Annotated in this window: 8 protein-coding genes; all 8 read right to left on the bottom strand. The window is 25.6% G+C overall.

Annotation, left to right across the window (positions count from 1 at the left end; genetic code table 11):
* Window positions 1-737: 737 nt before the first annotated feature.
* A complete protein-coding gene (locus tag AVBRAN12654_RS03205) occupies window positions 738-5,672 on the bottom strand; it encodes an FtsK/SpoIIIE domain-containing protein (RefSeq protein ID WP_336613924.1) in 4,935 nt (1,644 codons plus the stop codon).
* Between the two features lie 11 nt (window positions 5,673-5,683).
* Entirely contained in the window at window positions 5,684-7,084 is a 1,401-nt protein-coding gene (locus AVBRAN12654_RS03200; RefSeq protein WP_336613923.1) for a hypothetical protein, read from the bottom strand.
* Between the two features lie 5 nt (window positions 7,085-7,089).
* Entirely contained in the window at window positions 7,090-8,859 is a 1,770-nt protein-coding gene (locus AVBRAN12654_RS03195) for a hypothetical protein (RefSeq protein WP_336613922.1), read from the bottom strand.
* 8 nt (window positions 8,860-8,867) lie between these two features.
* Complete coding sequence (locus AVBRAN12654_RS03190; protein WP_214120211.1) at window positions 8,868-9,719, bottom strand: phosphoadenosine phosphosulfate reductase family protein; 852 nt, start codon at window positions 9,717-9,719, stop codon at window positions 8,868-8,870.
* Window positions 9,712-12,867, bottom strand: a complete 3,156-nt coding sequence (locus tag AVBRAN12654_RS03185) for a hypothetical protein (protein WP_214120210.1) — start codon at window positions 12,865-12,867, stop codon at window positions 9,712-9,714. Before AVBRAN12654_RS03185 ends, AVBRAN12654_RS03190 begins: the two co-directional genes overlap by 8 nt.
* Window positions 12,860-13,693: a DUF4007 family protein gene (locus AVBRAN12654_RS03180; RefSeq protein WP_336607502.1), complete on the bottom strand. Its 834-nt coding sequence runs from the start codon at window positions 13,691-13,693 to the stop codon at window positions 12,860-12,862. The genes AVBRAN12654_RS03185 and AVBRAN12654_RS03180 overlap by 8 nt, the downstream gene beginning before the upstream one ends.
* Window positions 13,694-14,240: 547 nt before the next feature.
* Window positions 14,241-15,353, bottom strand: coding sequence for a hypothetical protein (locus AVBRAN12654_RS03175; RefSeq protein WP_336613921.1), 1,113 nt, complete (start codon window positions 15,351-15,353; stop codon window positions 14,241-14,243).
* Between the two features lie 235 nt (window positions 15,354-15,588).
* Complete coding sequence (locus AVBRAN12654_RS03170; protein ID WP_336613920.1) at window positions 15,589-18,294, bottom strand: hypothetical protein; 2,706 nt, start codon at window positions 18,292-18,294, stop codon at window positions 15,589-15,591.
* Between the last annotated feature and the right edge of the window lie 748 nt (window positions 18,295-19,042).

The raw sequence follows: 19,042 nt of genomic DNA, 5'->3' as shown, positions 1-19,042 counted from the left end.
TAAAATAGACATATATATAAAGGCTTTGTTATTAATAGAGATAAGGTTAAAAAAAAGAACCCATAGTAGTAGGAGTTTTATTATTTTGATGAGTTACTTAAATATATAATAGATATTAAAAGCAAAAAAAGAAAATATTTATAAAACAATAAAAGATTTGTTTGTTTTATACGTAGACTATAATGGCTACTTATATATTTTTTGCTAACATTTAAAACAAATTTTATATGCCATCACATAGAGCAATAGCAAAAATAATTTTTACAAAGCTAATGTAAACAAAAAATATGTAATTTAGATTATTAAGGATATAAGAAGGCGGAGTGACATTATGATAGCTAAGAAAATTATCTAAATAAAAATAAGCTTAATAGTCTTATAAATATAGTTTTAGAACTAACTAAGTTTAGAGCAGGCAAAACCTAAAACTAAAAATAGATTATAAAAAACAATGTTAATAAGCTTTTAGAGTTTCAAAAATGGGTGAGAGGTAAGGTTTTAAATAGCAATAGACAAGTTTCAAATAAATAAAAAACGATAACTTATGAACATTTGAAATATTTTATTAGAAAAAGAAAATAAAAAGAAATGCTAAAAGTTGATAGACAAGCATTAAAAGAACTTAGCAAAAAACTAAAAAAATAAATAAATTTTCGTTTACTTGAGCATATAAAATACATAAAAAATAATTTGATAAACGAAATTTTATAATAATCCATATTTATAGATACAGAGTACTAAAGATTTTCAATATATTCATCTATATCTTCATCACTTAAAAATGCTGATTGGATATAGTATTTTTCTCCACTTAACTTTGCTATCATATGACCATTTCCTAGTAACTTCTCAGCTCCCTTTTCATCTAAAATAATATTAGAATTTTTTTCCGTATCTACTCTAAGAGCAAATTTTGCTCCTAAATTAGCTCTTAATATAGGTGGTACTACGGTATTGTCTGGTCTCTGTGTGCTTATTATTAGATGGATACCAGCAGCTCTTGCTTTACCAGAAAGGCTTTGTATATTAGATGACATACAAGCGCTGAAATCTTTATCTAGCATCCAGTCTGCAAATTCATCAAAAACAACAACTATTCTAGGAAGAATTATATCTGTTTGCTTGTTGTATGAGTTTATATCTTTAGCTACACCTTTAAACATAGCATATCTTTGTTCCATTATTTCAACTAATTGATTTAAAGTATTTATCGCTTCTTCTTTTTGGGTTACTAAGCTATGCAGATGTGGTATATTTTCGTATTTTGCAAATTCTACCTGCTTTGGATCTATCAAAATAAGATTTAAATATTCTGGTTTATTTGTTCTTATTAGGTCTATAATAAGAGAATTTAAAAATACACTTTTTCCACTTTTTGTCATGCCTGCGACCAAAGCATGAGAATCACTACTATTCAAATTAAAATATATATTTTCATTGTTTGTTTCGCTTTTTCCAATTATAAGCTTGGTATTAAAATTTTGGTTTTCTAATTCCCTTTCTTTTACACAATCTTTATAAAACACTATATCTCTTATTTCTCTTTGAAATACCAAATCATATGCCCTAGGAACAACTTCAACCCTTAATAATCTTAAACCACACATAGACAAAAATACACTATCTAATTTTTCAAACATAGTAATATTCCAATCATAATCAGGTTTCAACGAAAACCTAATGCTATTAGGTGTTAATTTAACATCAATAATTCTAGTTGCTATATCATGATGTATTAGAACATTTTTGATATTTTGTTCAATCAAGCTTGTATCAATTTCAACAGCTTTGCTATATTGCACATCTACACACTCTTTAACTGCAAAATCTTTAATATCATCATTTTTAGCAACATTCATATTTTTAATATCTTCAGCCTTATCACATTTTTGCTGCTCACTCAATTGATAATTAATGTCTATCAATTTCGTTTGTTTGTCTATATTATTTAAGATATTTAATATTGCTTTCTTTCCTATGTGATACTGCACCACGCCATCGCAATCACGGCGTTCAATATTTTCATCTAAATCATAAACAAAAATGAAAGAAAATCCCCTAACTATGAAATTTAAATTCTTATAATTTTGTCTAATTTGCGTTCTTAATTGCTCGGAATTTATATCCACATTAGTATCTGTTTTAAACGCTCTTAAATGCTCTTCTATAATCAAATCAGTAAATCTTGCTATACAAAAATCTTTATCGTTATATTCATCTTCGCTAAAGATTTTTTCTACCTGTTTTTTTGTATGCAAAGTTTGTATTATTGATTTATCTTCAAGATCTCTTTTGCTTAAATTTGAGCAATATTTAATCTCATAAACATCAACGTATAAAGTAGACAAATCCCCATCCTTAAACACTGGGGTAATTGCTAACAAATCTGCTAAGCGCCCTTCTTTTCTAAACATTTGAGAGTAGCTATCAACTCCCCCTAAAAACCAATCGGAATAATTATCTAAATATATAATAGCACTGTTTGTGGAATTGTTTTTTATAATATAATTAGATAAGGCTAAGCCTAAGAGCTCGTTTGCAAAGCTTCCTTTGCCGGTAGCTTTTAACACTATATCACCTGCTATCTCATCAGCTAAATTTATTAGTTTTTCTTCTATATTTTCATCGTAAGCTATATTTTGCTCTATTATTTCTTGGATTTTTGCTTTAATTGTCTTTTTTAAAAGTATAAAATTTCCATGCGATGATATTGACAATACCTTGTTTAAATTACGTGCTTTTTTATATTTGATAACTCTAGCCCCACATGCATTTAAAACTCTTTTATCGGTTAGTGAATCCACGCTAATAACCCATTCGGTTTTTTGGTGAATCTTACTAATTGTTTCTTTTATATTTTGATCTTGAGTAAAACTTATTGTAGGTAGTTTATAATCATAATCACCCTTATTGTCAGACACCAAAGATAAAATCAAAGTATCTAAAATCCTTGATACTTGTGTCTTCACAGGGGTTGTTAAATACCTGCTGATGTTTTTTTCATTCTCGGTGATAAATCTTTTGTTGCTCCAAATAGTAGGGTGAAAATCAAATAAAGCTATATTGTTTATATTTGCTTCTGGCAAGTTTTTATACTCTATTTTAGCTCTTGAAGAAAAAAAGTCATACAAAAGCGCAATGTCTAAATTATAATTCAACCTATCTAAACTATCAAAGCTGTCATGAAAAGCCTGCAACCTTACGTTTGATAAAAATGAAATTTCTTTTTTTTGTATATCATCATTGCTAGTATTTTTTAGAATATCGCTATATATTTTTCTTATCTTTGAAGCATTATCCCCATTTAAAAAAAGTTCATAGTTTTGCCCATCTTCTACAACATCTAAAAGCTTTTTAAGTATTTCTAAAGGCAATATAGAGCTGTTTGTTTCATGCAACAATACCTTTAAGTTATCTACCCTATATAAATATAATTCTAAATATTCTTTAATACTCTTTTCTAGAGTAGAAATATATTCTGATGTGATTATATTTTTCTCATTTTCATTAGGGATATTTTCATACAAACTATGTTCGTCAAAATGCTCAGCTGGAACTAAGAGCTTGTTTTTATCTCCACTATCTCCACTTAAACTAAAAAAATCAAAATAATAAGGTGTTTTAGCCAAAATATCTAAATCGTTATAATAAGCATCTTGCATGGCTATGTTTTCTTTATCATATTTAAAACTATCTATTACCGATGCTATTTTTTTAATTTTTACACAATAAGAAAGAAGCCTTAGTGGATGATATGATGGTATAACTAAAAAATTATTATTATTTTGAATTTGCAAAGTAAATATAGATATAAATGATTTTATAACATCATTTTTATAATCATCATTTTTGTAATTAGTATAAATGTAATTTGCACAATTTATATAAGAGTCATTTAAATCTTGACAAATTTTAAGCATATCACCATCTTTGCTAAAAAAAGAATGCTCTAAAAAGCCTATAAATTTTTCTATAAAATCATTATAAATATCATTAAACTCATCGGGGTTGCTAAAATATTTTTTATATTTGTTAGTAAAATTAAAAGCGTATTTTTTATAATTCATCCCAAACGGCATATCACTTAACGTAAAGCGAAGATTATTTTTACCTAAAAAACGATTGGCTATATAAAATGGACTAAATATTTTCTTCTCTTTAAGTATATGCAAAATATTATCTACACTATCACAGTATTTACTAACGATACTTTTTGTTTCAAACTTCCATTTAATATATTTAGTTATCTTTCTATCGTCTTTGTAGGTGATAGTTATCTTAAAATCCAATTCTGTTTTTTTACCTCTTGTTGTTTTGTCTTTTTCTTGCGTGTTTAGATTGCTATCAAAATCATCGCTGTATAAAAACTCTTTAAGCTTTTCATCAAATTTTAATACATTTGAAAATTTTTCAATAATTAAAAATCTATATTTTAAATACCTCAACGCATCTTTGTTGTAATTACTAAAAATTGCCTTTTTTTGCTTTTTGTCTAAACTAATGCTTATTTGCTCTAAGCTACACTCTAACATATTTATAAGCTGAACCAGGCCAACCAAAAAATTATTTACCTTAATGGTTTTTGGGTATAACATTTTTTTCCATTTGTTATCTAGATTGAGATTTTCAGATATATATCCTTTATACTTATCATAAAATTCTTCTACCATCTCTAGATTTTTATTTGTTTTTTTAGTGCTAAGTGTTTTTAGTAAACTAACTTCTGCACTTTGTAGCGTGATGTCTTTTTGTTCTAAATAATCAATAGTTTGTTGATATAAACTAAGATTTGGTTGTATGATTAATTTATCAAACAATAATTCAATTTTATTATCTGCCCAATCAAGTGTTGCAAATTTTATTTTATCTTTATTTAAAGTATTTTTATCTGCATATATAAATTGCTTAATGAGCTCTTTTTTACCGCTATCTAGCATATCAAATTCTTCTTTTATAATACTTCTCTCATCATCTTCAAAGAATTTATTAGCTAAATCTTCATTGTTTAAGTTTTTATACTCTTTATTTATAGCATTAGACAAATCTTTGAGTGTTTTTATGCTTTTTGCTAAATTTTTATTAGTTTTAAAATAATCATGAAAGCATTTTCTATATCTAAACATCCCTAGTTTATCTAGCGACATACCAATAGCTTCCTGATTAGAGCAAGCTTCATTGTTAATTAAATTTATAATAGATAACAAAAAACTATCTATGTCGTAAATATTTATATGATTTATTTTTTTTAATATCTCATTACAAATATTTTTTAGCCTAGCTGCATCATCATCGCTCAACCCAAGCAAATCTACAATCGCACCTATATCATCCTTTAAATCTTCTTTTGTTATTTGCTTAATATCACCAAGTGTATCTATTCTGCTAGCAACTAGAAATAAAATCAAATTATAGTTGTGCAAATCCTCTATTTCTTCATTTCTAGCACTCGCCATATAAAAATCATCAACGCTTTTAATATTTGAAGCATTTGAGTTTAATTCTAATCTTTTATCACATAATACCAATATATCAGGATGATGTTTTTCCACCTGATTTAATATATGAACATATGTTGTTTTATGAAAATCTTCTAGCAAAACTTTTGCTATTTCATCACTTTGGCTTTTTTCATTTTCAATTTTTCTAAAAATTACTTCATTTATATATGACATAGCTGCTTTTCCTATCTTTGTGTATTTACAATATATAGTAATCCATCGGATTTCTCATCTAAATATCCTAGCTTTCTAAGCTTTTTTATAAATCTTTTTTTATTGTTTTTAAAATCACTCTTTAGACTTTCATCATAAATATATCTATCAGATATAAAAATGTTATATTTATCATAAATTACGCTTAAAAACTTATCTAATTCCATTTTAATATCTACATTTAAAAACACCAACAAAGCTATTAATTCTTCACTTAATAAATATCTAAAAGCATTGGTGCCATCTCTACTAACTAATCCAGCGTCTTTAAATAGCTTTCTTAAAACTCCTGAAAAGTTATTTTTATACTCTGTTTTTATTATGTCAATAAGATAGGTTTTTACGTTATTTAAATCATTGTAAAAAACATAGTCTTTATCAACTTCTTTAATAAAGCTTTCTAGCTCATGCAGATCACAACATGTAGAGGTTTGTATTATGTTGATTATGCAACTTAAAACACCTTCTTCGTTAATCTTATAAACATCTTTTGAATATCTCCTAGCTTTGCAGCTTTTTGTATTTAGTACTTCTGTTGGAATCTGTGTTTTGTCATTATTGTTGTTTAAAATTTTTGATTTATATACAATAAACATACCTAAATATAAAGCTATTAAATTTGAAATCATAGAGAAAAGATCTTCGGTAACTATATTGGATTTTAAAAGATGAATTAAATCTTTAGCTAAATTCTCAAATACAATTTCACACCCACTAATATTTATTGAGTTTTTGTTTAAAACTTGACTGCTATCCACATCTCTTAAAGGACCGTTATTCAGTAAGCTAATTAATTTTTCCCACCTTAAATCTGCGTTGTTTTTATATCTATATAATATCAATTCTTTTAGCTCATTTTTATAAGCATTGTTTTCAAGATTGCAAAAGCCTAAGTATAAAAGCTCTCCACCTCTTGCAAAAAAATTACGCCTATCATCTACATATAAACCAAAAACCATATTTAAAGAAAATGGGTGTAAAGACTTCATTTTTTTTGCATTAGGATTTATTAGTATTTGCTCTATACACTCAAGTAATGTATAAAATTCTTTATAGTCCTTAAAGTTTGATTTAAGATATGAAAAATCCTCTTCGCATGACTGAATAAGACTATCAAAGCTATTATGTATTTGATAGACATCTAAAAGTGTGTCTATTTTTTTATGATTTAATTTTTTTATAACTGACTCATTAAACATATTTTCTTGATTTGATCTACATATGTTTAAAAATTCTAAAAATATAAACTCCTTATCTTGAGTATCTAAAAATCTATGTCCAAAAAAATAATTAAAAAAACCAAAACCATCAATATTTCTAGCTTTGCTAAAATCATATATGTCTTTTAAAATACTTAATAAATCCCTATCCATAACTATTACCTGCTTTTTATATTAATATTAGTAACCTTATCTTCACCAGTAGAGTAATCTACTTTAAATACTGAAATTTTATTGTTTTTAAAGTGTGATTCTTGATTGATTTGACTTATTATTTTAGTTTTAAAGCCAATAACCCTTTCATAATACTCTCTAGAAAAACTAATAGGAAGCATTCCATTAGCAACTCTCATCAAAAACTCAAACATATGCAAATCTAGCATTAACTCTGCATTGTAGCTCGAAAATTTTAAAAATATTTTTGGTACATAATCACTTGAAACACTATCTTTTTTAAACTTGCTAATAATCTCTAAATCATCAACTGAGATTTTTATAAAAAGTTCATTTGAATGTTTATGATTTGTTTTTACAAAATTTTTTACTATAAAAATCTCCCCACCGCTAGCTTCTAGTAAAGCACCGGTAAACACCCTGTTAAGTCCCGAGGATAGCTCAGAAATTATATCACTATCTATATCTAGCTTATTTTCATCTTTTATTTTATCTAGTTTAAAAATAATATTGTTTTCATAACTTTCTTTATGATGATAAATACTCAAATCGTTAAAGTCTAAACCATTTTGTTTGATTTTCCTAAAAAAGAGAAATTTTTTAAAAAAATTAAGACTGCTAAATAATTCATTTTGAATTTGCTCTTTGTTATCGTTATTGCTGTTAAAAAAGCTATCTTTTATTTTATAAAAATTTTCAAAAGTGATGTATTTGTTATCCAAAAGCTTGGCATATAAATAATTGTTTTTTATATCTCCATACATTAAAAAATCATCTATTGTATTATTTGTCTCATATCCTATTTTAAATTCTTGCAAATAATTATAATGTTTGTATTTGGAATCTTCTACATTATTAAGATTTTCACCAAAAAGGTTATTGTAAATACAAGCATCTAGTTTGGGTTTATTTTTCATAGCATTAATAGCTTCTTCACAACTTTCAAAATACTGTAATTTTCTTTCATTTTTTTGATATTTCTTAACCCCTAAAATAGCGTTAGCAACAAGGTCAAATAACTTTCTAGTGGTAATAAAGTTATGATTATAATCGCATTGTTTAATCAAACTTACCACTTGTTCTTTTATTTTTTCTAGCTCTTTTATATTTTCATGTATAGGACAAAAAATACTATCATCGCTTAAACTCGGGCAATCAACTTCATATTTTTTAAACCTATTAAGAATAACTTCTATAATTTTTTCTATCTTAAAAGCAGAACCTAAAGAACTTAAGTGCCAAAAATAAAACAAATCATTTTGAGCATAGTTCTCAATCGCATTTAAAATTTCGTTTCTTAAACCTATCTCACCGCATTCTTCAAGACTATCAAGCAAAATCCCATCATTTGCTGCTATAAAATAATATTCATTTTGAGTTTTTGTTTTTAATTTGTTTAAAATCTCTTTTTTGCTTTCTTCTTGTGAAAAATCTTTTATAAATACTATTGTATAGTTTGTGGTTTTAATTTTAGCAGGATTCCCATTGTCGCTCCATCCATCTATACAGCCATTTAAAGTAGTATATATCTTTCTTAAAATATAAGTTTTACCATCACCTGCACTACCTGAAATAATAATATGCTTAGGGTTATTTGTAAAGATTTTTATAATCTCATCTATGTTTATTGTATCTATATTTATTTCATCAATACCATATTTTCGGTATTCTTTTATTATTGTATCATCAAAAGAATTTGCATTTGCTGATTTAGACAATAAATACCCAGATAGAAATTTAATCAAGCCACTCATATCAACTCCTATAAAGTGCAAAACGAACAAAACTTGTCATCTTCAAAATCCTCTAAATCCTTATCGTGTTTACTCAAAAATTCTCTACCTAGCAATAAATCTTTCTTATTTTTTGCTTGTTTTTTTCTTTCTTCATACGCTTTGAAAGTTTTTTTTATCCTATCAATATTTTCTGCTTTGCATAACTCGCTAAGTGGCATACCCTGTATCCAAGTGTATCCTTCTTTTTCAAATTCCATAGCCTTTTGAAATTCATCCGGATGCTTTTCATAAAGCCAAACCCATTCTATCTGTCTCATAAAAAAACAAAAATAACACCCCGATCTAGTTCTATAATACTCTATGTCATATTTTTCGTCTTTAACCGGAGTGTAATATTTAGGCAGTCCTAAGCCAGAATCATTTAATATTCTTTTAACATCCTCGAGAGTTATACCATCATCCTTAAAAGGCATAACGGTAATAATATTATCCTGATTAGGCACTAAGCCTAGTCTGTCTTCATCAGCTCTAATGCCAACGTAGTTAAAAATTTTACAACCTTCATATTGCTTTATTTTTTCTAAAAAAGTCTCAAGCTTCATTCGTTTTGTGCACCACCTTTGTTGAGGTGATGGTAAAAAATTATTATGTTCAAACAAAAGCTCTTTAAAAGATTTTTTAGGTAGCAATTTTTCTATCTTAATTCCCGTAACCGCTTGCAATTTTGATAAATAATCATAGGTATCCTGCAACTCTTCACCTGTATCAAAAAACAAATATTCAAACTTTCTATCTGGATATTTATCTTTTAAATAAATTGCCATAGCAGCACTATCTTTGCCCCCAGAAATTGATATAATATGAAGTTCTTTACTCATCTTGTATTTCCTTTTCTAAAATTTTCAAAAGCAATGTTATTTTGTCTTTTTTTTCTAGCTTATTTAAAAATTTTTCTTCTATATTTTTTATATGCTCTTTTATGTTCTCATCATTATCTTTAAATATTGTTGATACTTCTTTATCCTGGCTTAAAATTGTAATTCTTTTTACATTTTTACCTAAAGCTCTTAAATTTGTCTTATTTAATATATATTTAGCTTGCGAAGTGATATTTTGTTTTAATTCTTTAATATCTAAATCGCTACATTCTTTTATGTTTTTACTTATCAAGATAACACTTATAGAATCTACTAAATCCACTATATTTTCAGCATATATAAAAGCATTTAAAAATGCTCTTACTTTGTTACTACTTTCAATCTCTAAAATTTCGTTTGCTATGTCAACCATTTCGTTTTTATATGGATATGTTGGATGTGTTAAGTAAAAACTACTAAATATATGCTTTTCTATATCTAAAATCATATTTTTAAAAGATAGCGCTATTTCATTAAAAGCCTCTTTAAATGACTTAGCAAACGTATCACTATCAGTCAAAGAAAAAATCCTTGGTATTTCTACAAAATAAGTTTGTACAGGATCTTTCATTGAAAATAAAGCAGATCTTAGTTTTTTTGCGTTATCTGATATATTATTAGTTTTTTTTGCAAAATCTGGAAGCATATTTACTTTTGAAAAAACTATCTGGCTTAAAACTGTTAGTGCATTATTTGAAAATCTACTTTCATAGTAAGATACAGCTAACATATATGCTTTAAAAATTTCTTCTTGAGTTTTTGTTAAAGCAATACGATGTATTTCGTATTGAGCTATATTTTTCCATAAGTCTATTAGCAAATCATCGCTAATTTTAAAAGCGTATTCGTTATTTTTAAAAATACTAATGCTATTTTTATTTACAATAATAAACAAAGATATTATTAGTTTAGATTTTACATCGTTTAAGCCAAAAGGCTCTAATTTAAGATAATTTACTAATTTCTTAACATTTATTTTTTCTCTAACTTTTTGTTCTATAAATTCCCAAATATGTTTAAAATTTAAACCACTTGGTGCCACTAGCTTATAACCTAGATTATCTTTTATATGCATTAACGATGGCTTTATAATAGATAGATATAAAGTCATGTGTGCTGGGTATTTTTCTATTCCTAGGTTCTTTTTATCGGGGTAATTTAACATATGATAGAAAAGAAATTTTATAGGAGTAAGGGCGCCACCATTACTGATAGTGTAATTTATCGTATAGTTATTTATAATAGGTGTTAAGCTATAGTCGTTTTCAATTTTAAGTCTAATACATTCTTGTATGTTTTTAAAGCTATAAATATCACCCTTATAATACACTTGAGATTTGTTCAATAAATCGTAAAAGCTTTGTTTAAGTGAATACTTTAAAGAGTGTAATTTATTATCTATAATAATTCTTGTATCTTTACTTAGCTTTAAAATATTGTTTTGCTTTACAATCTTATATGCATATATTTCCTTGCCTAGTTCTGTTAGTTCTTTTATATTTTTTACATTTATTACCATGTGTGAACTATCATCTATTTTCAAACCGTTAAAAACTATGTATATCACATCATTTTCTATTATTCCATCTGCACTCTGAATAATTTTATATCTAAAAGGTTTGTTTAATCCGTGTGTGATTAAAAACTTTTTACTAATGAGCTTTTCGTTAGAAATAATTTGGTTGATATATTCAATAAAGTTAAAATTGGCACTACTATTCTTTATGTTTGATATCTCATAATTTAAATCTATGTTAGAATCTTCAATCAAAGAGTATGACCTACTTTGATTTTGAAACATAATTACATTTTTAAAAATCAAAGATTTAATAGCACTATCTATAACTTTTTTTTCATACTTACTTGACAAAGAATAAATAATCAAATCTTTTGTAGGCAAAATCAAGCTAGCAAGCTTAAAACCATGTATAAGAGCTATAGTTTTGATAATATCTTGCTCTACTTGATTTATAGAGCTATCTTTTATCCTATCTATAGAAAGCCCCCAAATCTCACTATCAGGTAACGATACATTGTATACACCTAATAAATAATTTACATAATCGTACAAATCACTTACGCAATATAAATAGTATTTATCAATGTCTTTGTTTATAAAATCTTGAAAACCATAAGGCTCTAAAGAAAATAAAAAAGAAAAAATAGTTCTTTGGTTTTGAAAAAATTTAAGAAATAATTCTATTATAAACACCACGGCTATTGGGTGTAATGGAAATAGTTTTTTTAGACTATCTTTGTTTTCTACAATACTTATATGATTAAAGATATTGCTTGCATCAATATCATCTATAAACTTATCAAATTCTTTCATAGCATCAATATTTGTTGTTTTGAGTTTTATTGTATGCTGAAAAATTTTTAAAATCTCTAAAGAATTATCACCAAAAAGGACATTATCAAATCTTCCTTGTATTTTATCCCATTCTGTGTGTGTTACTTTTAAGCCTACATTGTAATAATCTCTAAGACTTTTATGCAAACTAATCAACATCTTACAATCATCTTTAAAATTTACAAACTCAGCTATGGTTTGCAATTCAAACAAATCACTTTTATCTTGATTATACAACGAATTTTCTATGAACTTTCCACACTCATCTATCAAAAATACAATGTTTGTAAAACCTATATTTTTGATATCATTATATAAATTTTCTAACAAAACACTCATTTGCACATTATCACTACTGTTTATATATCGCTTTGAAAGCTTTAACTCTGTGGATTTAAGCACATAATCAATAATCATATTTTTAATACTAGATGTTTCACCTATTATTTTTATAAAATAAAATCTTTTTTTAAAAATATATTTACTCACCAATACTTTAAAGTCTTTATCTAAAATTTTAAGTGCTTCTTCATTACCATTTAAACAATGTTCTATAAAAACCATTAATGATGATTTACCACAACCAAAAGGACCTATTAGTGATATTGAGTTAGCATGTTTATCGTTACACAATAACTTCAAGGTGTTTGCTGTAAAGTTAGTAAATCTAAATTTATTATTAAAGCCGCTATAGTTAATATTTGTTGATTTGCTGTAGTTTTGATCTAATTTTAAAATTGTTTTATATTTAAACATTATAAATCCTATTGAGCATATCTTCTGTATTTAGATTTTTATTTAAGTATATATGCCTTATTCCTCCAGATTCTGAATATAACAACGCACCATTGCTAATATGTTCTATATTGTTTATTTTCATAAATAAGCCATTTTCGTTTAAACAAAGAGATTTTTGTATGCTTAGCTTAGAATACTGAATCTCATCTATAGAAATAGAGTCTTTAATATCTAACATTTGAATATAATCAACCAGTATATATAAAAAAACCTCATCGCTTATATTAGCAGTATTTCCTATGTTTAAATTCCAAGAAAAATCTTTTCTAGATAATATTTGCAAATCTTTAAACAAGCCTAAATCTCCATATCCATCATACATCCTAAGTAAAACATCTATATCAAATTTAATGCTATTTTCACTAATTGACATATCTAGTTTTTTAAGAAAAGCAACTACAAACTGACAAAGACTCTCTTTTGTAAAATTATACTGATAAAAATAATTAAAAAACAAACTATACAAAGTAGCTTTAGACTTATTCTTCACTAAATTCCAGTGAAGAAGCCATATAGTGTCTAGGTTTTCTAAAAAAACATCTTTTTCTAAAATAATCTTTCCTATATTGCTTAATGTGTTTTTTTCAAGCAAACCTAAAGCATTTAACCAAAAATGTAGCGACTTTACCATGTTGCCGCCTAAGCCCAAAACCTCTATAGAATAATCAAGCTTGCTATTTGTAAACAATTTGTCACATTTATTAAATTCTATCAATCCACGACTAATCCAGTCTATTTTACAATCAAATTTCTCGTGCCCAGAAAAAGAAACTTTGTCAAACATTTGCAACCTTTTATTTTAACTTTCATATATTTGCAAGCTTTGCTTATGATTTTTAATATAAGTTATAACAAATATTCTACTTTAACTTTACTTATATAATGGTAATTGACCATCAAACAATAATATAAAATATAACATTATTTATAAATAATTACAAAAATAGTTTTTAATAATACCTTATATTATTTATTTTTAAACCTATTCTATAAACGAGTAAAATTTATATTCAAAAAATCTTTTACCTGTTCTAAAAATATGTGGTGAGTGAAGTTTACTATATAACTTTAGTTAGTCTAGTTTATTTTTACCTTTACAAACCATAACAAAATTTCTATCATTGCAAATTTGATAGTACTTATGAAATTACTCAAACATTGCAAAATATCCATTGATTAACAATTAAACCATTTAAACTGCCTTATTGACAAATTTTAAAGCTTGAATGCATTTTTATATTTAAGAATTTATTTTATGTATTTTTTAAACTTATCCATAAATTTCGTATGTTTTGGCTAAATCCAAACAAACGAAATTCCTATAAAAATCATTATTCTTTTTTATCGACCATTAACTCTTCCTGTTCTCTTAATAGTTCAAGCAATGGATTTGTAAAACTAAAACTTGGTATATAGATTTTACTCAATTTAGACGCTATATCAAATTGATTTTGCACAATCTTATTAGGCAAACTTATCATTTCTGATAGCTTAGTTTGGTAGTCTGCTAATTTGCCTATATTTTTAAAAGCATTTTCATATCGCGAAGTAAGTTCTTTCATATATCTAGCGTAAATATCAATAGAATTTATTTTCAAAGACATATATTTTTCTTTCTCTACTTTTTCAATTTCTTTTTCTAGTCTTTTTATAACTGCTTTTATAGTTTTTTCATATTCTTTATAGTCTTTTAAACAAATTGCGTGATTATGGGCGATTTTATTTCTTATTTTTTGTATAGTTAATAAATCTTCTTTTAGCTTATCTACTTTTAAATTCTCATACCAATGTTCTATGTGTGGTTTTCTTGCAATTTTTTGTAATTTTTCCATTGCTTTTTCTTTATTATTGTTATCTAATTCTTTTTTCGCTTCTTCCATAAGCTCTTCAAGATTATTAGGATATGTAAGTTGAAAAAATCCATTGATATAATCTTGATATGTTAGCAAAGATAAAAAAGCTTCATTTAAATCTTGATTGGTTTTATCTTGACGTTTATCTCTTGCTATATTTTCATCTACAATTTTATACCAATTGTCCCCACAAGCCCCTATCATCAACAAATAAATCAATTTTCTAAACATAATTTCATGTTTTGATATTAATTTATACAGCTTTTCTGAAAAATACAAAGAACTATCGCTATAAACTACGGTGATATGATATTCTTTTCTGTGTTCGCCATCTTTAATATCTTTATAAAATCTATCTAATAAAGTAGCTTTATCAAGACTTTTTCCATTTATTTTAAACTTAAATAAAATGGCATGTTTCATAGCTAATTTATCTTCTATAACAATTCCTTTATAGCATTTCTTACCATTTTCTAATCTATTTAATCTCTCTTCTATTATATTTGTAATATTTCTTGTATCTTTAACTAAAACCGATTTATTGCCTTCTCTTAGCTTTTCTTTTACGCTAAATAATAATTCCAATCTCATGAACACTCCTTTATTTAAAATCATATCTTTTTGATATTAAAAATAACAATTACTAAAAGATTAAAAATAAATTTCGTATGTTTAGGGCTTTAATTTTATGGCAAAAATACACGAAATAAATTCTACAAATCCCCAAATGTCACTTGTTTGGCTTTAGAATTTATTTTCGTATTTGAAATTTGAATTCGGAATTTCGTTTGTTTGGCAAGTTTAAGCAAACAAACGAAATTTGGTTTTAGCTTGGGATTATGGAGTTTTTACGCATTGTTTTTTGCAAGGCAAATATACAAAACGCAAGAACCAAATAATAAGCTATATTAAGCCTTGAAACCCCACCATCTATCGCTACGGCTCGTTTTAACTCTAGGCTTTCATCTAATAACTTTGATGGTTTTAGCTCGTCTTTGTAGTCTTTTAAAATCTTTTTGGCTTTATAAACGCTTTGTTCGTTTTTATCTTGATTTGATTGCTCGTAGATAAAATTAACGCTTAAATCCGTTTTATCAAAAATGCTGATTTGCTCTAGCTTAGTGTTTTTACTCAAAATGGTTTTACTAGGTTCAAATTCTTTTAAATCCTTGTCATTTGGAAGTATTATTCTAGCTAGCTCTAACGCCTTTTTATCATCTAAATCATCTATAGCTTTATATAGATAATGATTTCTCGCATCTTCTGAAAACGCCCCTAAAAATGGGGTTATTATGCTAGGGCTATAATATATCCCAACAATACCTATTAAAGCAAAAAATACCAACAACCCATTTTTTCTATACACCAACACAGCAAAACAAACATAAGCAATAAATAATAAACTTGGACACACAATTATTAAAAAATATTTAAACTTAACTAGCTGTTTATTCGCAACAATATCAGCAACAGATAAAAAGTAACCGTGTTTAAAAAGCAAATAAGATATGCAAAACAAACCAAACACCATTAAAATATATCTTGCTGTTTTATTTATTATAAGGTTAAACATAAATACATAAAACATAACAACATAGATCACATCATCTTCACGAATTATAATATTTATTACAATTAAAATAATTATAAAATACATTATATACTTACAAATTATAGATAATTTAGATTTTCTAGGTTCTAAAAAATAATAAAATATAAAAAACAATGCAAAAATCATAGCAATTAAAACAGAGAAGAAAAAGAAAACTTTTAGGTATTCTGTTTGCTGATTAATAAAATCAATAATTTCTTTTCTTTCAAAAAAAATATAATCAATCAAAACATATCCACCAACCATACTTAAAGTAAAAATAATTATTTGAAATAAATCAGAATGATGGTCGCTTACAATCCTATTTAGTTTCAATAAAATCCAGTCTAGTTGTTCTCTCATGCTAAGTTTTCCAAACTTATTATTTTTATCTTCATCTAATACTTTATCTTGATATTTATATTCCAATTCTTTCAAATATAGTTCAATATTTTTGTATCTAGAAGCATCTATTGTATTGTGCTTATTTATTAAAATATCTTTAAATATCCTATATGTTTCTCTTAAATTTACAATAACTTCTAATTTATCTTTATTATCAATATTTTGTTTTTTTAGCTTTAAATAATTTGCAATACTTTTTTCCATATCTTCTATGCTAGAATGTATAATTTGCATAAATGTTATATCCACAATCGTGTTTTGTTGCATATAAGCTAAGCTCAAAATGGGGGTATTTTGAAAAATAGTGCTATTAAAATTAACCACATTGCCTATTTCTGCTTTATCCAAATCTACAAATTTTTTAAATGTTGAATTAGCAAAATCAAGATTTTGCTTAAATTTAGAAGATGTGAAAAATATATTTTCAAGTATTTCGCAATTATTAATATACAAATTACCATTAAATTCTGCCCCTACGAATGTAATATCTTTATTGATTTTTACATTATCTAATTTAAAATCTTTGTTAAATTTTACATTTTTAAAAGATAACTCTCTATTTATTTCTTTACTATTGCTTCTTACCATAAAACTATCATTGAAGGTAGAATTATTGAAACTAATCTTATCTTGATGAAATAATTCATCATCATATTCAAATTCTTTGTTAAATGTGCATGTATCAAAATTTATACTAGATTTGATTTCTATCCCACAAAAAGCGATATTTTCAAATTTAGACCCTACAAATAATATATCTTGTTCAAAAGTATTTTTACCATATTCAAAATTAAACTCTATATCTTTAAAAATAGCATTTTCAAATTTTACCTGTTTATATTTATTGTCAAAAACATTATTGCTAAAGCTTATTTTCTTGTTAAAAGTTGGTTTTTTGAATAATAATTCATAGTTTTGAGATTTCCTTATTTTTATCTCTGGTATATAATTAAACATACAATTATTAAAAACAACAAATTCATTATTAGAATTTTTAAATTTATCACTAACTCTTGAATTTGATATAAAAAATTGTGTATCAAATACACAAGTATCAAAAGATAATTGATCATTAAATTCACAATTATCAAAACACAATTTTTTAAATTTAATGTCGTGAATTTTCTGAACATCATTTGAATTAAGCGCACAATTTTTAAAGCTGATTTTTAAAAGCTCACTTGATTTAAAAAATAATTTAAACAAATCTTCACAATCAAATTTACTAAGATTAAAAACAATATTTTCAAATACTATTTCATTAAATGAAAAATTCAAGTGCTTGCAACAAATACTATCAATAGTTGTTTTTTCTTCATTTCCTTGAAATGAAATTTTATCTATAACATTTAAATCACTATATGTAATTTTACATAGTAAGCTGTTTTCAACCACAAATAAATTTTTTATATTTTGTTCAATCTTTTTTTCATCGTATATTTTTGCCTTCACAATTCTTTTTGCAGGACTATTTTTTCTTAAGTTAAATGCAACCTTATTAAATTCAACAATTATTTTACCTCTTTCTTTATCCATTGTTTTCCTTTAATCATACATATTTAAAATCTTTACCCGAATATTACCACTTAAAAGTTCGGTTAAAAGGTGAAATTGGGGGAAATTTCAGCTATTATTAGCTCGTTTATACACTCCAAACGCTCATCACACGCAATTACCCCCCCCCCTAACTTATTCTGTTCTTATAAACTTAGGAATTTTACTTTTAAAAAATTAGTTTTAGATAAATTATATCTCATGCTACCTTGTGCTAACTTCATTAATTTTTCCATAAAAATAGAACTCCTAAAATAAAAACTCGCATACTTAGTATTTATCATTTCATTAGGTCTAAAGCCAAAGCTATTTAAATATAAATTTCACATTCTTATAAAATAACAAATAAAGTCCATATTTCGTATATGATTTTAGAAAAATAGTAAAAAATACATCTTCTTTATTTTTTTTCAGCATCGTTTATTTTAACACTATCAAAAATATTTTTATATGTAATGCAGTTTAAGTTATCATCTTCAAATTTTTTTCTTTTTTATCTAAAAGCCTATTGTAAGTTAGACCCAAATCATTAATCATTACTTTTTGCTAAAGGCTGATAAAGTTAGCAAACCTTATTTTGCCACTTAGTAGCTCGTTCATTAGGTGGAATTTTTCTTTTTCTAATTCTGATTTTAAATTCTTTAAATTTTATATACTCATCATAGCAATTTAAAATCTCGGCAGTTTTTCAGTATAATTTATCGGTATTTTATCGGTTAGTAGCTGTAAT

Origin of the sequence: Campylobacter sp. RM12654 (assembly GCF_020137585.1) — a bacterium.
GTDB lineage: Bacteria > Campylobacterota > Campylobacteria > Campylobacterales > Campylobacteraceae > Campylobacter_E.
This window is presented reverse-complemented; position numbering and strand designations above follow the sequence as displayed.